The sequence below is a fragment of the Pseudarthrobacter sp. 902506025 genome (genome assembly GCF_040702325.1).
Classification (GTDB): domain Bacteria; phylum Actinomycetota; class Actinomycetes; order Actinomycetales; family Micrococcaceae; genus Arthrobacter.
In genome coordinates, this window is the sequence record NZ_JBFBKW010000010.1 from 41,802 (window position 1) to 57,014 (window position 15,213).

The following is a 15,213-nucleotide window of genomic DNA, read 5'->3' on the forward strand; positions in this document are numbered from 1 at the left end:
AAGCCGGGCTGATGGTCTTGGGGGTGTCCATCAGGTCCGGCCGAGGTTTTCCATGCTGGCAGTGGTGCTGCTCCTGCGCAGCGGAAGTGCACGAACGTGCGGCCAAAACCCGGGCTTACCAGCAGCAGCCTCCGCGGCAACTGTGACCCACAGCACGCGTATTGTTACTGGTGAGTAGCTAAATGGGGGCATGCCAGCGGCGGGCCAAGCGACCACAGGCGTTTGCACGAACGTGCAGTTTCGCCCAGTGACGCCGACGACGCCGGTTTCCCGCGGCCCGCGCTCAGGCGTGCCTTGGGAACTCGCGCACCGGACGGGCTCCTACCGCGGGTCCAGCCGCACGGCACTGACGACGTCCTCGGCGTACAGAGCATGCGCCGTTGCCTGCACGGTGTCCCACCTGCCGTAGGTTGACGGGTCGAGGAACTGCTCCCAGCTCCGTTCGAGATCCCTGCGCACGTCCTCGGGCCAGTCCCGGAATCCCTTTCCAAGCACACCGGCTGCGCCCTTCCGGTCTTCGACTTCGTCCCAGATCCGGTCCCGCCGTGCCTCGTAGTCATCATCGCTTTCACCGGGCAGTTCCAGCACGTGCGGAATGCCGCTGAGGGCGCAATGCCAGTCCCAGTGGTGCGAGAGCAGCATCCGTTCCCGCGGAATCCGGCACGTGAGCAGGACGTCTCCCCGGTTGCGCCTGCAGCTGTCAACCAGGTATTCACGGGTAGTGCGCGCCCAGAACCAAAGGGCGCCGTCGCCGCTGGTGGGAAGGCGGCGGTCCATCTCCCGGAACATCCAGGCATAGGCGTCGGCGAACAGCGGCTCCGCCAGATCTGGGTCCGGAAGGAGCTGCCCGGTCGAAAGGAGCTCCTCGAAAGCATCCTCGGTCTGGAAGGTGTGGAGCAGGAGACGGCTGGCGGTCAGGTCATAGCCCACCCGGCCGGCCGGCACTGCACGGTCAGCGCGGGAACGGGCAACAGGAAATTTCGGCACAGGCAGAGCGTAAAAGCTGCCCCTGACATTGCGACGGCGCGAGGCCAGATTGTGCGCCAATCATCCGGATTGCGCGTTTCGCGCAAGTAGCCTTGCGCTAATCACGCAGCAGTGCCTATGATCTACATCATGCTTTTGGGCGGCCCGCCCGACCTCCCCCTCCCCAAACAACAATGAGGTTGCTTTATGTCTGTCCCAATCAAGGCCACTATGGAAAAGGTTCCTGGCGGCATGATGCTGATCCCCCTGCTCATCGGCGCCGTCCTCGGCACCTTCGCCCCGGATTCCGCCAAGTTCTTCGGCTCCTTCACGGGCGCGCTCTTCACCGGCGGCACCACCATCCTTGCGGTCTTCTATGTCTGCATGGGCGCGAGCATCGATATCAAAGCCACCCCGTACATCCTGAAAAAGGGCGGCGTGCTGTTCGGCAGCAAGGTCCTGTTCGCCATCATCATCGGCGTCATCGCCGGCAGGTTCATGGGTGAACTTCCCATCGACGGCGGACTGCTCTCGGGCCTCTCGGTCCTGGCCATCCTGGCCGCCCTCAACGACACCAACGGCGGCATGTACATGGCACTCATGGGCCAGTACGGCAAGCCCAAGGACGTTGCGGCGTACTCCGTGATGACCCTTGAATCCGGGCCCTTCCTGACCATGGTGACCCTCGGCGTCGCCGGTCTCTCAGCTTTCCCGTGGCAGGCCCTGGTGGGCGCCGTCATCCCGCTGCTCCTCGGTGCGATCCTGGGCGCCCTGGACCCGGCCATGCGCAAGTTCCTCTCCTCCGCGGCACCGGTGCTGATTCCGTTCTTCGCCCTGGCCCTCGGCTTCGGCCTGAACCTGGGCCAGGTGCTCAACGCCGGACTGCTGGGCGTCGGCCTGGGCCTGTTCGTGCTCATCGCCGGCGGCGCCGTGCTCTTCTTCGCTGACAAGCTGACCGGCGGCTCGGGCATCGCCGGCCTCGCGGCAGCAACCACTGCCGGCAACGCCGCCACCGTTCCCATGCTGGTGGCCGCCGCCAACCCGGCCTACTCTGCCGCAGCCGGCCCCGCCACCGTGCTGGTGGCAGCTTCCGTGGTGGTCACCGCCATCGGCTGCCCCCTCATGGTCGCTTGGTACGCTAAGCGCCTGAAGGCCAAGCAGACCGTGGAAACCCGCGAGGTGTCCCCAGCAGTATGAACGCCACCGCAGCCAAGCGCTGGGCAATCATCGCCGACGACCTGACGGGAGCGGCAGATGCCGCCGCAGCCTACGGACCCACCCACAGCAGTTGCGTGATCCTTGACCTGGCCTCCACGTGGCCGGAGGCGGACATCCTGTCGGTCAACACCGAGAGCCGCTACCTTGCGGCGGAGGAGGCTGCCTCCGCCGTGGCTGCCGCGGTGGCACAGGCCCTTGGGCAGGACCGGCAGGTCTTCAAGAAGATTGACTCGCTGCTCCGCGGCAACCTCGGCCCGGAGATTGCCGCAGCGCTGGCCAGCGTCAGTAACGGCCGCGGCAGGGGCCTGGCCCTGGTGGCCCCTGCCTTTCCGGCCACGGGAAGGACCACCCTGCGCGGCATGGTCCATGTCAACGGTGCGCAGAACGCGCAGGGACGGTTCGACGGCGACGTGGCGGCAGCAGTTGCCGCCGGAGGTCTTTCCGCTGAACTGGTGGGCCGGGAAACGGCACGCACCCCGGAGGACCTGGCGGCGCACCTGCAGGACCTTCGGGACCGCGGGACTGACGCCGTCGTACTTGACGCGGTCTCTGACGATGACCTTCAGCAGATCGCCGCCGCGGCAGCCCTGCTGGACTTTCCTGCCCTCCTGGTGGGTTCCGGCGGGCTGGCCGGCCACGTTGCCGCACGCGAGGAAGGACGCGATGTCCTTCGTGACCACGCACAGCACGTACAGCGGACGCTGACCGTGATCGGCAGCTATTCCGGCCTCGCCCGGCAGCAGACCGAGGCCCTTGTCGCCGCAGGTGCCGAGCACATCACGCTGGACCACCAGGCGCTGGAGGACCCGACGGTTGCCCGGAACGTAGCGGCCGCGATGCTGCGGACCGACGTCGTGCTGACGCCAAATCCGATGGGTGCCGTGGACAAATCGCAGGCCTTGGTCGTGGCCGAAGCGCTGGCGAGGGCCACTGCCGGCGGCATCGGGAACTGCGAAGCCCTGATCCTGACGGGCGGGGAGACTGCGACGGCGGTCCTCAAGGCGCTCGGCGTCGGCAGCTTTACCGTCCTGGGCGAGGTTGAGCCCGGCGTCGTGATGAGCCTGCTGCCCGCGCCCCTCCCCCTCCTGGTCACCAAGGCCGGCGCCTTCGGCGATGCCGGCACGCTGGCCAGGACCACACAGTTTTTCTCTAGCACAACGACTGAAATGAGTACCAAGTAATGGGACGCCCGATCGTAGCCATCACCATGGGGGACGCCGCCGGCATTGGCCCGGAAATCATCGTCAAGGCCCTGGCGGACAGCGAACTCCGGTCCAAGGCGCGGATGCTGGTCATCGGCGATCTTCGCCGGCTGCAGCTCGCCGCGGACATCGTCGCCAGCCCGCTGGCCCTGCGGAAGGTGGCCGAGCCGTCGGACGCGCTGTTCCAGGAAGGCACCATCGACGTCCTCGACATCGACTGCATCCCGGAGGACCTCGCCTGGGGCGAGCTGTCCGCCGCGGCCGGGCACGGTTCGTACCTCTTCATCGAGAAGGCCGTGCAGCTGGCGATGGACCGTAAGGTTGACGCCATCTGCACAGGCCCCCTTAACAAGGCGGCTCTGCACGCAGCCGGGCACAAGTTCCCCGGCCACACCGAGCTCCTCGCCGAACTGACCGGCACCGAGGAAGTGTCCATGATGCTGACCGCGCCGAAGATGCGCGTCATCCACGTGACCACCCACATCGGGCTCATCGACGCCATCGCCAAGATCAACGGGGACCTGGTCTACCGGACCATCAAGCGCGGGTATGAACTGCTGCGCACCTCCGGCATCGAGAACCCGCGGATCGCTGTGTGCGCCATCAACCCGCATGCCGGTGAGAACGGGCTGTTCGGCTACGGCGAGGAGGCGGAGAAGATCCAGCCGGGCATCGAGAAAGCGCAGGCGGAAGGGATTAACGCCTTCGGTCCCCTCCCGGCGGACACCCTGTTCTTCCTGGCCGGCCGCGGCGACTTCGACCTGGTGGTGGCCCAGTACCACGACCAGGGCCACGGCCCCGTGAAGGTCCTTGGCCTGGAGAACGGCGTCAACATCACCGTGGGGCTCCCCGTGGTGCGGACGTCCGTTGACCACGGCACGGCCTTTGACATCGCCGGCAAGAACATTGCGGACCACGAGTCGCTGCTCGAGGCCCTGCGGCAAGCTGTTGACCTGGCACCGGCACGGGACGAAGCCCTCTAGCTCCTGCACGAACAGGACGGCCGGTCAGCGTGCAAGCGTTGGCCGGCCGTTGCCGTCCCTGCCGAGCACTAGCATGGGTAGCACTGCCACCGCCATGCCCACGGGAAGGAGACCGGGAATGCTCAGCGCAAACGCGCGGCGCGAGGAGATCTACCACCTTGCCGTGACCACCGGCCTGGCCTCCGTGGAGGAACTCTCGGCCAAGTTCGAGGTGACCGCGTCCACCATCCGCCGCGACCTGGCGCTGCTGAACTCGCAGGGCCGGCTGGCCCGGACGTACGGCGGGGCGATGGCCATGGGCGCGCACCCGGAGGCGTCGCTGCGGCAGCGCACCGGGGAGGCGTTCGAGCAGAAGCATGCGATCGCCCGCTGGGCTGCGTCCGTAATCCAGCCGGGTGAGAACATCCTGCTCGACGCCGGCTCCACCGCGGGTGCCCTGGCGCACGAGCTGCGCGGGTTCGATCGGCTGTCCGTGACCACGCCGGGCATCAACACACTGCAGGAGCTGGCCGATTCGGAGGGCATCGAGGTGGACTGCCTGGGCGGCCGGCTCCGTGGCGTCTCCCAGAGTTTCGTGGGGCCGCTGGCCGAGGCGGCGCTGGAGCGGATGAGCTTTGACCGGGTGTTCCTGGGCGCCGACGCCGTCACCGCCGAGGACGGCATCTGCGAAGCCGACCATGCCCAAACTCGGCTCAAGGAGCTGATGGCCCGGCGCGGCCGTGCCGTTTACGTTCTGGCCGACTCCTCGAAGTTGGGGCTGCGGCCCTTCCACGCCTGGGCGCGTTTGGCTTTGCCGTGGACTTTGGTAACGGACGACGGCGCCGACCCCGCCCAGGTGCAGAAGTTCCGGGATGCCGGGGTTGAGGTTGAGGTGGCAGCGGTTACGCCCGCGGCAAGCGCGGGCTGACGCGCTGCTAGTTCTCTTCCAGTTCGCCCCGGACGAGGCGCCGCAGGACGTCGGTGAGCAGTTCGACGCCGCGCAGGGCATCGTCGTCGAGCGTGTACTCGGCCTCGTTGTGCGAGATGCCTTCGACGCTGGGAACGAAGAGCATGACGGTGGGGACTACGTCCTTCATGTTGGTCGAATCGTGCCCGGCGACGGTCATCACGTTCCTGTGGCTGTAGTCCAGGCTCTCTGCGCTTGCCCGGCCCAGGTCCACTCCTTTGGGCTGGTAGGACACCACTCCCCAGTTGTGGGTGAGGTCCAGGCGGATCTCAGTGCGTGAGTCTGCCTCGGCGTCGATGATCCTCTTTCCCAGGCGTTCCATGGCGAGGCCCAGCACGGACTCGTCCGGGGAGCGCAGGTCCAGGTTCATTACCACCTGCCGGGCTATGGTGACCGGCGAGTTCGGCAGGACATGCAGCTCGGAGACGGACGTGTGCAGCAGCCCTGGCTCGAACTCCGCGGCCAGTTCACGCGCGGCGGCGATCACCAGCGCGGCCCCGAAGAGGGCGTCGCGGCGGTCTTCCATGCGGGTGGCGCCCGTGTGCGACTGCGCTCCGTCCACCGTGACACGGTACTTGCTGGCGGCCCAGGTCCTGTCCACGATGCCTACCTCGGTACCGCTCTCCTCCAGCTCCTTACCCTGCTCGATGTGGATCTCGGCGTAGCGGGCAACTTGTGCGAGGACCGGAGCGTTCCCGTCCTGGGCGCCTTGCCCTGCGGCCAGTGCCTGAGCCACGGTGGTGCCGGCCGAGTCGGCAGTAGCCAGCGCGTCACCCAGCGGAAGTTTCCCGGTGAAGACTGCGCTTCCCATCATGCTGGGCGCGAAGCGGCTGCCTTCCTCGTTGAACCAATTCACAACGGCCAGGTTGCAGGTGGGCTCAAGCTTTCCGTCCCGGGCTTCCGAAGCTACGCGGGCGCCGGCATGCGCCGCTGCGAGCACTCCGTAGGCTCCGTCGTACCGTCCGGCCAGCGGCTGGGAATCCAGGTGGGATCCCGCCAGCACGTACGGGGCACCGGGGACCAGCTCCATGGTACCGAACTGGTTGCCTGCCTCGTCAACTGATTCGGTATAGCCGTGCCGGGCCAGCCATTGGCTGAACCAGGCCCGGGTGGCATGGTCAGCCGCCGTGCCGGCCTGCCTGTCCACTCCTCCGCCGGGCGTCGCGCCGAAGCCGGACATCGTGGCGAAATCGGCGAGGAATTGGTCGTCGGTGGTGCTCATGGGGTTTCCTTCCCTGTCAGGGCTGCCTCAAGGTCTGCGGTGCGGACCGGCGCCGGTAGGTTTTCCTTGCCGAAGCGGATTTGACCACCCACCATGGTGGCCAGTACCCGCGTGGCGGCGATGTCCGAGGGGGCCACTGCGGTGGGGTCCTGGTCCAGGAACACCAGGTCGGCCAGGTACCCCGGGGCCAGGCGCCCCTTGATGTGGCCGGTGCCCGTGGCGGCTGCTGATCCCGTGGTGTAGGCGGCCAGGGCCTCAGCCGCGGTGATCCTTTCGTCCGGGCCGTAGACCTGTCCTGACGGGGTCAGCCGCTCCACGAAGGACTGCATGACGTCCAGGGGCCTGCCGTTGGAGACGGGACGGTCCGAGCTTCCCGGCAGCGTGACACCGCGTTCCAGCAGGCTCTTGGCGGGGTAGGACCAATTGGTGCGCTTGGGGCCCAGCAGTTGGGCCATGCCGTCGCCGAACTCGGTGATGAAGTGCGGCTGCGGCACCAACACAATGCCGGCCGCGGCAATCCGGTCGAGCTGATCGGGGCGGACCACCCCGCCGTGCTCAATCCGGTTGGGCTGTAAGTTGATCCCAAAGGTCTCCTGCGCCTCCGTGATGATGTCGATCGCATGGTCGATGGCGTGGTCGCCGATGGCATGCATCGCAATTGCCCAGCCCGCCCGGTACGCCTCGAGCGCTGATTCCCGCAGCTGGTCCGCGTCCATTTGCAGGTAGCCGTGGTTGTGGGTGCAGCCGACGTAGTCCTCGGTCATGTAGGCCGTGCTGCCCAGGAGCGAACCGTCGCTGAAGATCTTCACCGGTCCCAGCCGCAGCCAGTCGTCGCCCAATCCTGTGCGGATTCCGGCGTCCAGGCTCCTGGAGGCTGGATCGTTGGCGTGGCCCGCCACGTTGTGGAGGGCATCCATGACCAGCATCGGCTGCATCCTGACGCTGAGAAGACCCTTGTCGCGGGCGTTCTGGTAGGCCGCGAACTCGCGGGGCGAATAGCCAATCCAGCCGCCGGCGATGCCCGCATCCGTAACGCTCGTAATACCTTCGGCGAGGTAGTGCGACGTCGCCAGATCCAGCGCGTGCGCAATGGTCTCCAGCGGATACGGCAGGAGGATGTCCTGCACCAGCCGCATGGCATTTTCCTCAAGCAGCCCGGTCGGGCGGCCGTCGTCGCCCACGACGACGGCCCCGCCGTCAATCGGGGCGGAGAGATCGGCCCGGGCTGATACGAGCTCCAGCGCCACGCCATTGAGTGTGCAGGCGTGGCCCGAGGAGTGCTTGATCCACACCGGACGCCCCCCGGCAGCCTCATCCAGCCGGTCGCGGTCCGGTTGTTGCCCGCCGAGAAGCAGCGGGCTGTAGCCGGAGGCCACCACCCATTCTCCGGGGGCCATCCCCGCGGCGGCGTCGGCGATGATCCGGTAGACCTCGTCCAAGCTTGCCGCTGCCCCTGCATTTGCCTCCATCAGGCCGAGGCCGAACCACACGCTGTGTGCATGGACGTCGTTGAACCCGGGGACAATCGTGGTCCCGGCGGCATCGATGGTGCGGACAGCCAGGGCCGCCAGGTCGGCGCCGGGATCCACCTCGAGGATTTTGCCGTCGTGGATGAGCAGGCTTGTCGCGGCGGGGCAGGAAGCATCCTGGGTCAGGATGCGTGCGTTTCGAATCAGGAGATCGGCGGGCATAAATCCTCTTTGATAGGGTCCCCGGATGTGGCGGAGGGGTTGGGACCAAGGCCTGGGAGATGGACTACGCTCTATTCAACGCTGTAATAATGCTGCCTTCAATGGACATCGAACGCCGTTTCTAGCGCATCGCTTAGGCTTTTGCATAAAATTGATCCATGACAGCACTTGACCAGGGCACCCCGCGCTTCTCCGCCTCGGCTATAAGGGAGTTCCGTCCAGGCCGGCCCACAGAGCCGGAATGGACAGAGCTGCTGGAGAGTCTGTGGAAGGAACGGTCCCTGCTGGTGGACGACTTCCTCGAGCGCTTCTCCGCCATTTCCTATGGTGAGGCCCTGGTTCCCGAGGAGGACGTCTACCGCACCGCCGCGGACACCATGGACATGTTCCTCTACCAAATGGCCGGATTGGAACTCCCACCGGACCTGCAGGCCCTCCCCCGTGAAGTGGCAGCCCGCCGGGCCCGCCAAGGCGTCCCTCTGGACGCATTCCTTGAAGCCATCCGCAACGACTTCCGCGTTCTGTGGAAGGGGTTGGAACGTGTTGCCCGGGACAAAGGGATCGGCGTCCTGGTGGCCAACATGGACCGGGTCCTGGACGCCGTCGAAGGCTATGTCAGCAGCATCCAGCAGGCGTATGCCGAGGAAGAGGCCCGGCTGACCCGGAACAAGCAGCTGTACCGCCAGCGCTTGCTTTCCCGGCTGTTCAACGCTGAACTGGGCGGCTCCCGCGGAGTGCAGGACCTTGCGGCGGCCCTCGGGGTGCAGGCCACAGGAACCTTCGAAGTGCTCGCGGTTACATTGGACGCCGTGGCCCAGGCCCTGCAGCAGTTCGAGTCGGACCACCGCACTTATGTGTACGAGAATACTGGAGTCCTGTATCTCTTCAGGCAGCAACGCAAGGGGCGAACCTGGCAAGAGGAAGGACCCGGCTTTCCTGCCGGGTACGTACCCGATGTCGACGGGCTGGATGCTGTCCCGTCCGCCGCAGCATCGGCCCTCGTGCTGGCGCAGCAAAAGCGCCGGGGCACAGGACTGGCGACACTCGAGGACGCATGGATGGGGATCGCGAGCGGCCTCCTGGAGCAGAAGTTCCCGGGCTTCTCCTCACCCATTAAGCAAGCACTGGATAAGTGCACGCCTCTTGAACGTCAGCGCCTGCTGGAGGTGGCGCGCAGCTACGGGCGGACGGGGTCCATCAAGGAGACGTCGGAGGAGTTGTTCTGCCACCGCAACACCGTGGTCAACCGCCTGCATAGCCTGCATGAGGTCATAGGCCTTGACCTCACCGTGCCGGCAGAGGCCGCGCGGGCCCTCGTCGCCCTTAGCCGCTATAAGGAGTTTGCCAGCTGATTTGTGAAGATGCCCAACGGGCGGAGGAAAAGTGGGTGGATATTGTCATTGTTTAGGGCTTTATCACTGACCTAATCTCGAATAATCACCGCAGCAGTGCAGGCAATCGCCTTTCGTCCGCCGCGGGACCCGGGACGCAAAACTCAACCCGCTCGAAAGGGCCCACGCAGTGACCACCTCAAATTCACTCCCCTCCACCGTAGGTGCTCCTCCGGTAATCTCAGGCAAAGACGCAGGAAAGATTGCCCGTGCCGCCTTCGTCGGGACCGCGCTGGAATGGTACGACTACTACCTCTTCGGCACGGCCGCGGCCCTGGTCTTCAACCGGCTCTTCTTCACCAACATGGACCCCACCGCGGCTCTGCTGGCCTCTTTTGCCACGTTCGGCGTCGGCTTCGCCGCCCGCCCGATCGGAGCCATGATCTTCGGCTATATCGGTGACCGTTATGGACGCCGGCCGGCCCTGCTCACGACCATCGTCATGATCGGCGCGGCGACGGCGTTCATCGGCCTGTTGCCGGACTTCGGCAGCATCGGCCTGGCTGCACCAATCATGCTGGCGGTATTGCGCCTGGTGCAGGGCCTGGCTGTCGGCGGCGAATGGGGCGGCGCCGTGACTATGGCGGTCGAGCACGCACCCGTCGAGAAGCGCGGCCGGTACGCCGCGCTGGTACAGGTCGGCTCTCCGGTGGCGACGCTGCTGGCCTCCGGCGCGTTCTCGCTGGTCCTGCTGTTCCCGTCCGAGGCCTTTGACGCCTGGGGCTGGCGCATTCCATTCCTGATCGCCTTCCCCATGCTGGGCATCGCGCTCTGGATCCGGCTCAAGGTGGAGGAATCCCCCATCTTCAAGGACCTGCTTGCCCAGGGCGAAACGGCCAAGGTCCCGGCCTTCGAGGTGTTCCGCCACGCCGGCGGCCGCCTGGTCGTGGCAGTTCTCGCCGCGCTGCTCGGCGTCGGCGGTTTCTACATGATCACCACCTTCGCCGTCAGCTACGGTTCGAACACGCTCAAGGTGGACCGGAACGTCATGGTCAACGCGACTCTGGTTGCCGCGGTAGCCCAGATCGGCGTTACTTTCCTCATGGGCCGGCTGGCCGAGAAGATCGGGCCTGGCAAGGTCACCATGTGGGGCGGCATCGTCAGCGCCGTCGCCGCGTTCCCCCTCTTCGCGATGATCGACACCAAATCCCCGCTGATGATCACGCTGGCCATCACCGTCGGTATCATGCTCATTGCGGTGGCCTACGCCGTCAACGGCGCCCTGCTGACCGACCTGTTCCCGGCCAAGCTGCGCTACTCCGGTGTGGCTCTGGGCTACAACATCGCCGGTGCCACCAGTGGGTTCATGCCGCTGCTGGCCACCGCCATGCTGGGTGTCTCCGGCAACCAGTCCTGGGGCGCGGCCCTGATCCTGGCGATCATCTCCCTGCTCACGGCAGTTGGTGGGTTCCTGGGTGAGCGCCTGCGCGTCCAGGACAAGAAGCTCGTCGCCGAAAGCTAGGCACCGCGGCCGCCGCCAGGAGACCGCGTTACACCCTCTGTCGAAACTCACCACCACTTCGGGGAGCCGTCCGGCGGACGGCTCCCCGTTTGTTAGGAGACGAACATGCTTAGTGACGACCAGACCCTTCGGATCCTGGACGCCGTAGACGCCGCCTTTGATGCGCAGCTGTCCTTCACCCAGGACCTGGTCAAACACCCGTCGCTGCGCACCCGGGAGGGGAGCGCCCAGGACCTGATGTTCGCGGCCATGGCCGGCCGTGGCCTGGAAATGGACCGGTGGGAGCTGGACGCCGAGGGCTTGTCTGCCCATGAGGGCTTCGGGCCTGTGACGGTGTCCTATGAAGGGATGACAAACGTGGTGGGCACATACCGCCCGGCCACCGAGCGCAGTCGGTCCCTCATCCTCAACGGACACATCGATGTGGTCCCCGAAGGCCCCTCCGAGGCCTGGTCCCGCTACCCCTGGGATGCCCCGATCATCGACGGATGGATGCACGGCCGCGGCGCCGGCGACATGAAGGCAGGCCTGGCTGCCAACCTCTTCGCCTTTGACGCCGTCCGTGCCGCAGGGTTTGAGCCCGCTGGCCGCATCCACTTCCAGTCCGTCATCGAGGAGGAATGCACAGGCAACGGCTCGCTGTCCGCCCATCTGCGCGGCTACCGGGCCGACGCCGTCATCATCCCCGAGCCCGAGGAGGACATGCTGGTGCGCGCCAATGTAGGCGTGCTCTGGTTCAAAGTCAGGGTGACCGGCAACCCGACTCATCCGCGCGAGATGGGCACCGGCTTCAACGCCATCGATGCGGCGTATACGGCGATCTCGGCGCTGCGCGAGGTCGAGGAAAAGTGGAACGCGGACCGCGGACAGCACCGCTACTTCGAAGGCCTGGACCACCCCATCAACTTCAACTTCGGTGGAATCGCGGGCGGCGACTGGCCTTCCAGCGTCCCGGCCTGGTGTGAGTTCGATGTGCGGGCGGCGATCTACCCCGGCATCAGCGCGGAGCAGGCCTGGTCCGAACTCCAGGAGTGCCTGACTTCCTTGGGCCGCGGTCCGTCGCCGATTAATGCGGTAGGCGTGAAGACAGGCTTCTTCTCGGAGGGCTATGTGCTGGAGCCCGGGAGCGAGGCGGAGGCCATGCTCGAGCGCACGCATTCGCAGGTCTTCGGCCGGGAACTGGAAAGCTTCACCACACCGGGCTACCTCGATGGCAGGGTCTTCGCCCTCTATGCCGATACGCCGGCGCTGGTGTACGGCCCGGTTTCTGAGGCAATCCACGGGTTCGACGAGCGGGTCTCGGTCGAATCCATCCGCCGGATCACCAAGAGCATCGCCCTGTTCATTGCCGGCTGGTGCGGTATTGACGAGAAGCCGGGCCCGCCTCGGGAGCGTTGAACCACGACGGCGACAGCATCCGCCTCCACAAGCTCCGCCGTCTTGGCTGAGGTGCCACGGTTTCCGGCCATCACACGGTGGGTACGCTGCTTCTACAGCGAACGAAACCACTAACCGGACTGGAGACACGCATGCACGCCGTACTTGAATACACCTACGCGGACGACTACCTCGAAAGCCGCGGGCAGTACCGCTCAGACCACCTCAGGGCGGGGTGGGAGGCGGTGGAACGCGGCGAGCTCCTGCTCGGCGGCGCAATCGGCGAAGGCCCCTTCAAAGGGTTGCTGATCTTCACCGGCGAGAACCCGCTCGAGGCCGCAAAAGCCTTCGCAGCCGCAGACCCCTACGTCATCAACGGCGTGGTGACGTCCTGGAGTGCCAGCCCGTGGACCACGGTGCTGGGCAACGAGGCCGCCACACCGGTTCACCCGTAGCCACCGCACACCAGCGCGGGACCGGCGCTACTCGGCAATGTCCTCCGCCCACAGCTCCGGCTTGTCGGCCTGGAACGCAGCCATCATGTCCACGCACCGCTGATCATCCAGGACCACCACCTCGACCCCGCGTGACCGCAAAAGCTCCAGTTCGCCGTCGAACGTCCTCGCCTCCCCCACCACAACGCGGGGAATCTTGAACTGGATGATGGTTCCGGCGCACATGGCACACGGGGCCAGGGTGGTGTACAGCGTGGTGTCCCGGTAGCTCCTCTGCCGTCCGGCGCTGCGCAGTGCGGACATTTCCCCGTGCGCGATCGGATCCGCGTTCTGGACCCGTTGGTTGTGTCCGCTCGCAAACACCACGCCGCCCCGCGCGATCGAAGCCCCGATGGGGATGCCACCTTCGGCCAGGCCTTTTTGCGCTGCCTGGTAGGCGGCTTCGAATGCGGGAAGGTCGGCGCTGTCCAGTTCCGGCGCAAGGGCGTGAGGCTGCTCGTGGGTCATGGCGTCATTGTTGCACGGGCTGATTCTGCGCGGGGGCGCCGTCGTCCTCATAGTGGGTGGCGCGGGCAAGGTCGCGTCCGGCGATGTAACCGAACGTCAGGGCAGGGCCAAGGTTGATCCCGCCGGCCGGGTAGTGTCCGCCCATGACCGAGGCCTGGTCGTTGCCGGCGACATAGAGGCCCTCGATGGGGTGCCCGTCAGTATCCAGGACGCGCGCCCGGGCATCGGCCGCCAGCCCCGCAAAGGTGCCGAAGGATCCCGGGACGATTTTCACCGCGTAGAACGGCCCCTTCTCCAGCGGACGCAGCGAGGGGTTGGGGGTGTTCCCGGGGTCACCGCCGTACTTGTTGAACTCGGTGGCGCCGCGGTTGAAGTCCGGGTCGACCCCCCTGCGTGCGTTGTCGTTGAAGTCCGCAACGGTCCTGGCCAGGGCCTGCGGGTCGATGCCACAGGCCACGGCAAGTTCCTCGATGGTCTTGCCCTTTTTCAGGTATCCGCTGCGCAGGTACGGGAACAGCGGCACCGGCAGCGGTTTGGCCATGCCCAGCGGGTACTTGCGCACGAATGGGGCGTCGGCGATCTGCCATGCTTCTGCGGGTTCGCCCTCGGGGGTGGCAGCCAGCAGGCCTTCCACATAGTCGTAGTAGCCGTTGGCCTCGTTGACGAACCGCTTGCCGTCCCGCCGCACCCCGATGCTGCCCGGCTTGGCCCGGTCCATGATGTGCGGGAAGGTGCCGGTGCGTCCGTTCCGGTACGGGACCAGCGACACCGGGCACCACGCGGCCGGGGACGCCACCCCGGTCTCGAAGCGGGCACCCACCGCCTGGGCCATGGTGATGCCGTCCCCGGTGGTTTCCTTGGGCGCCAGGGTCCAGTGCTCCCGGCCGGTCGGGGTTTTGGGGAAAAGGGCTTTGCGGCGGGCGACGTCATTGGGAAAGCCCCCGGCGGCCAGGACGACGCCGCGGGAGGCAGTGATCCGGATTTCGCCGTGCGGGGAGCTTACGACGGCGCCCGTCACCTTCCCGGACTCATCGGTGAGCAGGTGCCGGGCCGGGGTGGAGACGCGGATGTCCACGCCCAGGTCGTCCGCCGATTTGAGCAGCCGGCCGGTGAGCGCGGTGCCGTTGACCAGCTGCATGTTGCGCCGGTAGGCAAGGAGATCCAGGAGGTGGAATCCCACCCGCCAGCCGGCGTGGAAGATCCCCCGGATGTCCCCCTGCGAGGCGGAGAGGAACTTGGACAGGTCCGGTCCCGCCATGATGCCCATGCCCAGGAATGAGGTTTCGTAGAGCTGGTGGCGCATCCTGGCCCGGAGCGCGGGCTTGATCCGGCGTGCATTGATCGGTTTTGGACCCACGGAGCGGTGCCCGGTTCCGGCGCCCGGGGTGTCCCCGTAAATGTCCTTGATCTTGGCTCCGGGCACGAACTGCAGGCTGGTCTTGTTGTGGAAGAAACCCACCATGTGGGGAACGGCCTCAAGGAACGCGTCAACCCGGTCTTCCTCGTAGTGCCGGCCGAGGCGGTGGCGGAGATAGGTCCGGAAAAGTTCACGGTCTTCGTTGACGCCGGCGGCTTTGGCCAGCGGGTTTCCGGGCGTCCAGGCCCAGCCGCCGGACCAGGAGGTGGCACCGCCGCAGACGGCGGCTTTCTCGACGACGACGACTTTCAGTCCGTGGTAGGCGGCGGTCACGGCGGCGGACAGGCCGCCCGCGCCGGAACCAATCACCAGGACGTCGCAGTCCAGGTCCGGGAGCCGGGAAGGAGTTTGTGAAGGGGACATCATGCCAAAGCTT

13 protein-coding genes are annotated in these 15,213 nt (G+C 66.5%); 8 read left to right on the forward strand and 5 right to left on the reverse strand.

Going from position 1 to position 15,213, the window contains the following annotated elements; all coding sequences use genetic code 11:
- Nucleotides 1-321: 321 nt before the first annotated feature.
- On the reverse strand, nt 322-987 hold the full coding sequence (locus AB0280_RS16820; protein ID WP_224025347.1) for a DUF3841 domain-containing protein: 666 nt from the start codon (nt 985-987) through the stop codon (nt 322-324).
- A gap of 186 nt (nt 988-1,173) precedes the next feature.
- Here AB0280_RS16820 and AB0280_RS16825 point away from each other — a divergent pair, with 186 nt between their 5' ends.
- The 4 genes from AB0280_RS16825 to AB0280_RS16840 all read left to right on the forward strand — a co-directional run bounded on the left by AB0280_RS16825 (nt 1,174) and on the right by AB0280_RS16840 (nt 5,276).
- Nucleotides 1,174-2,163 carry a 2-keto-3-deoxygluconate permease gene (locus AB0280_RS16825; RefSeq protein WP_307488641.1) on the forward strand — a complete coding sequence of 330 codons (990 nt, stop codon included), beginning with the start codon at nt 1,174-1,176 and terminating at the stop codon, nt 2,161-2,163.
- Nucleotides 2,160-3,365: a four-carbon acid sugar kinase family protein gene (locus tag AB0280_RS16830; protein ID WP_366367933.1), complete on the forward strand. Its 1,206-nt coding sequence runs from the start codon at nt 2,160-2,162 to the stop codon at nt 3,363-3,365. Before AB0280_RS16825 ends, AB0280_RS16830 begins: the two co-directional genes overlap by 4 nt.
- Complete coding sequence (gene pdxA / locus AB0280_RS16835; RefSeq protein WP_224025344.1) at nt 3,365-4,369, forward strand: 4-hydroxythreonine-4-phosphate dehydrogenase PdxA; 1,005 nt, start codon at nt 3,365-3,367, stop codon at nt 4,367-4,369. The genes AB0280_RS16830 and pdxA overlap by 1 nt, the downstream gene beginning before the upstream one ends.
- A 118-nt stretch (nt 4,370-4,487) precedes the next feature.
- Complete coding sequence (locus AB0280_RS16840) at nt 4,488-5,276, forward strand: DeoR/GlpR family DNA-binding transcription regulator (protein ID WP_366367934.1); 789 nt, start codon at nt 4,488-4,490, stop codon at nt 5,274-5,276.
- A gap of 7 nt (nt 5,277-5,283) precedes the next feature.
- Here AB0280_RS16840 and AB0280_RS16845 read toward each other — a convergent pair whose 3' ends face one another.
- Both AB0280_RS16845 and AB0280_RS16850 read right to left on the reverse strand, forming a co-directional pair.
- Nucleotides 5,284-6,537, reverse strand: a complete 1,254-nt coding sequence (locus tag AB0280_RS16845; protein WP_366367936.1) for a M20 family metallo-hydrolase — start codon at nt 6,535-6,537, stop codon at nt 5,284-5,286.
- Nucleotides 6,534-8,228, reverse strand: coding sequence for an amidohydrolase (locus AB0280_RS16850; RefSeq protein ID WP_366367938.1), 1,695 nt, complete (start codon nt 8,226-8,228; stop codon nt 6,534-6,536). Before AB0280_RS16850 ends, AB0280_RS16845 begins: the two co-directional genes overlap by 4 nt.
- Before the next feature lie 158 nt (nt 8,229-8,386).
- On the opposite strand from AB0280_RS16850, the gene AB0280_RS16855 reads away from it, so the two are divergent.
- The 4 genes from AB0280_RS16855 to AB0280_RS16870 all read left to right on the forward strand — a co-directional run bounded on the left by AB0280_RS16855 (nt 8,387) and on the right by AB0280_RS16870 (nt 12,913).
- The gene (locus AB0280_RS16855; RefSeq protein ID WP_366367940.1) at nt 8,387-9,580 is read left to right on the forward strand and encodes a helix-turn-helix domain-containing protein; all 1,194 of its coding nucleotides are present in this window, start codon (nt 8,387-8,389) and stop codon (nt 9,578-9,580) included.
- A gap of 169 nt (nt 9,581-9,749) precedes the next feature.
- Nucleotides 9,750-11,081: an MFS transporter gene (locus AB0280_RS16860; protein ID WP_366367942.1), complete on the forward strand. Its 1,332-nt coding sequence runs from the start codon at nt 9,750-9,752 to the stop codon at nt 11,079-11,081.
- Nucleotides 11,082-11,186: 105 nt separating this feature from the next.
- Complete coding sequence (locus AB0280_RS16865; RefSeq protein WP_224025338.1) at nt 11,187-12,479, forward strand: ArgE/DapE family deacylase; 1,293 nt, start codon at nt 11,187-11,189, stop codon at nt 12,477-12,479.
- Between the two features lie 131 nt (nt 12,480-12,610).
- Nucleotides 12,611-12,913, forward strand: coding sequence for a YciI-like protein (locus AB0280_RS16870; RefSeq protein WP_224025337.1), 303 nt, complete (start codon nt 12,611-12,613; stop codon nt 12,911-12,913).
- Between the two features lie 27 nt (nt 12,914-12,940).
- Here the strand turns inward: AB0280_RS16870 and AB0280_RS16875 are convergent, their stop codons facing one another.
- Entirely contained in the window at nt 12,941-13,420 is a 480-nt protein-coding gene (locus AB0280_RS16875) for a nucleoside deaminase (protein ID WP_366367944.1), read from the reverse strand.
- 4 nt (nt 13,421-13,424) lie between these two features.
- Complete coding sequence (locus tag AB0280_RS16880) at nt 13,425-15,203, reverse strand: FAD-dependent oxidoreductase (protein WP_366367946.1); 1,779 nt, start codon at nt 15,201-15,203, stop codon at nt 13,425-13,427.
- Nucleotides 15,204-15,213: the final 10 nt, after the last annotated feature.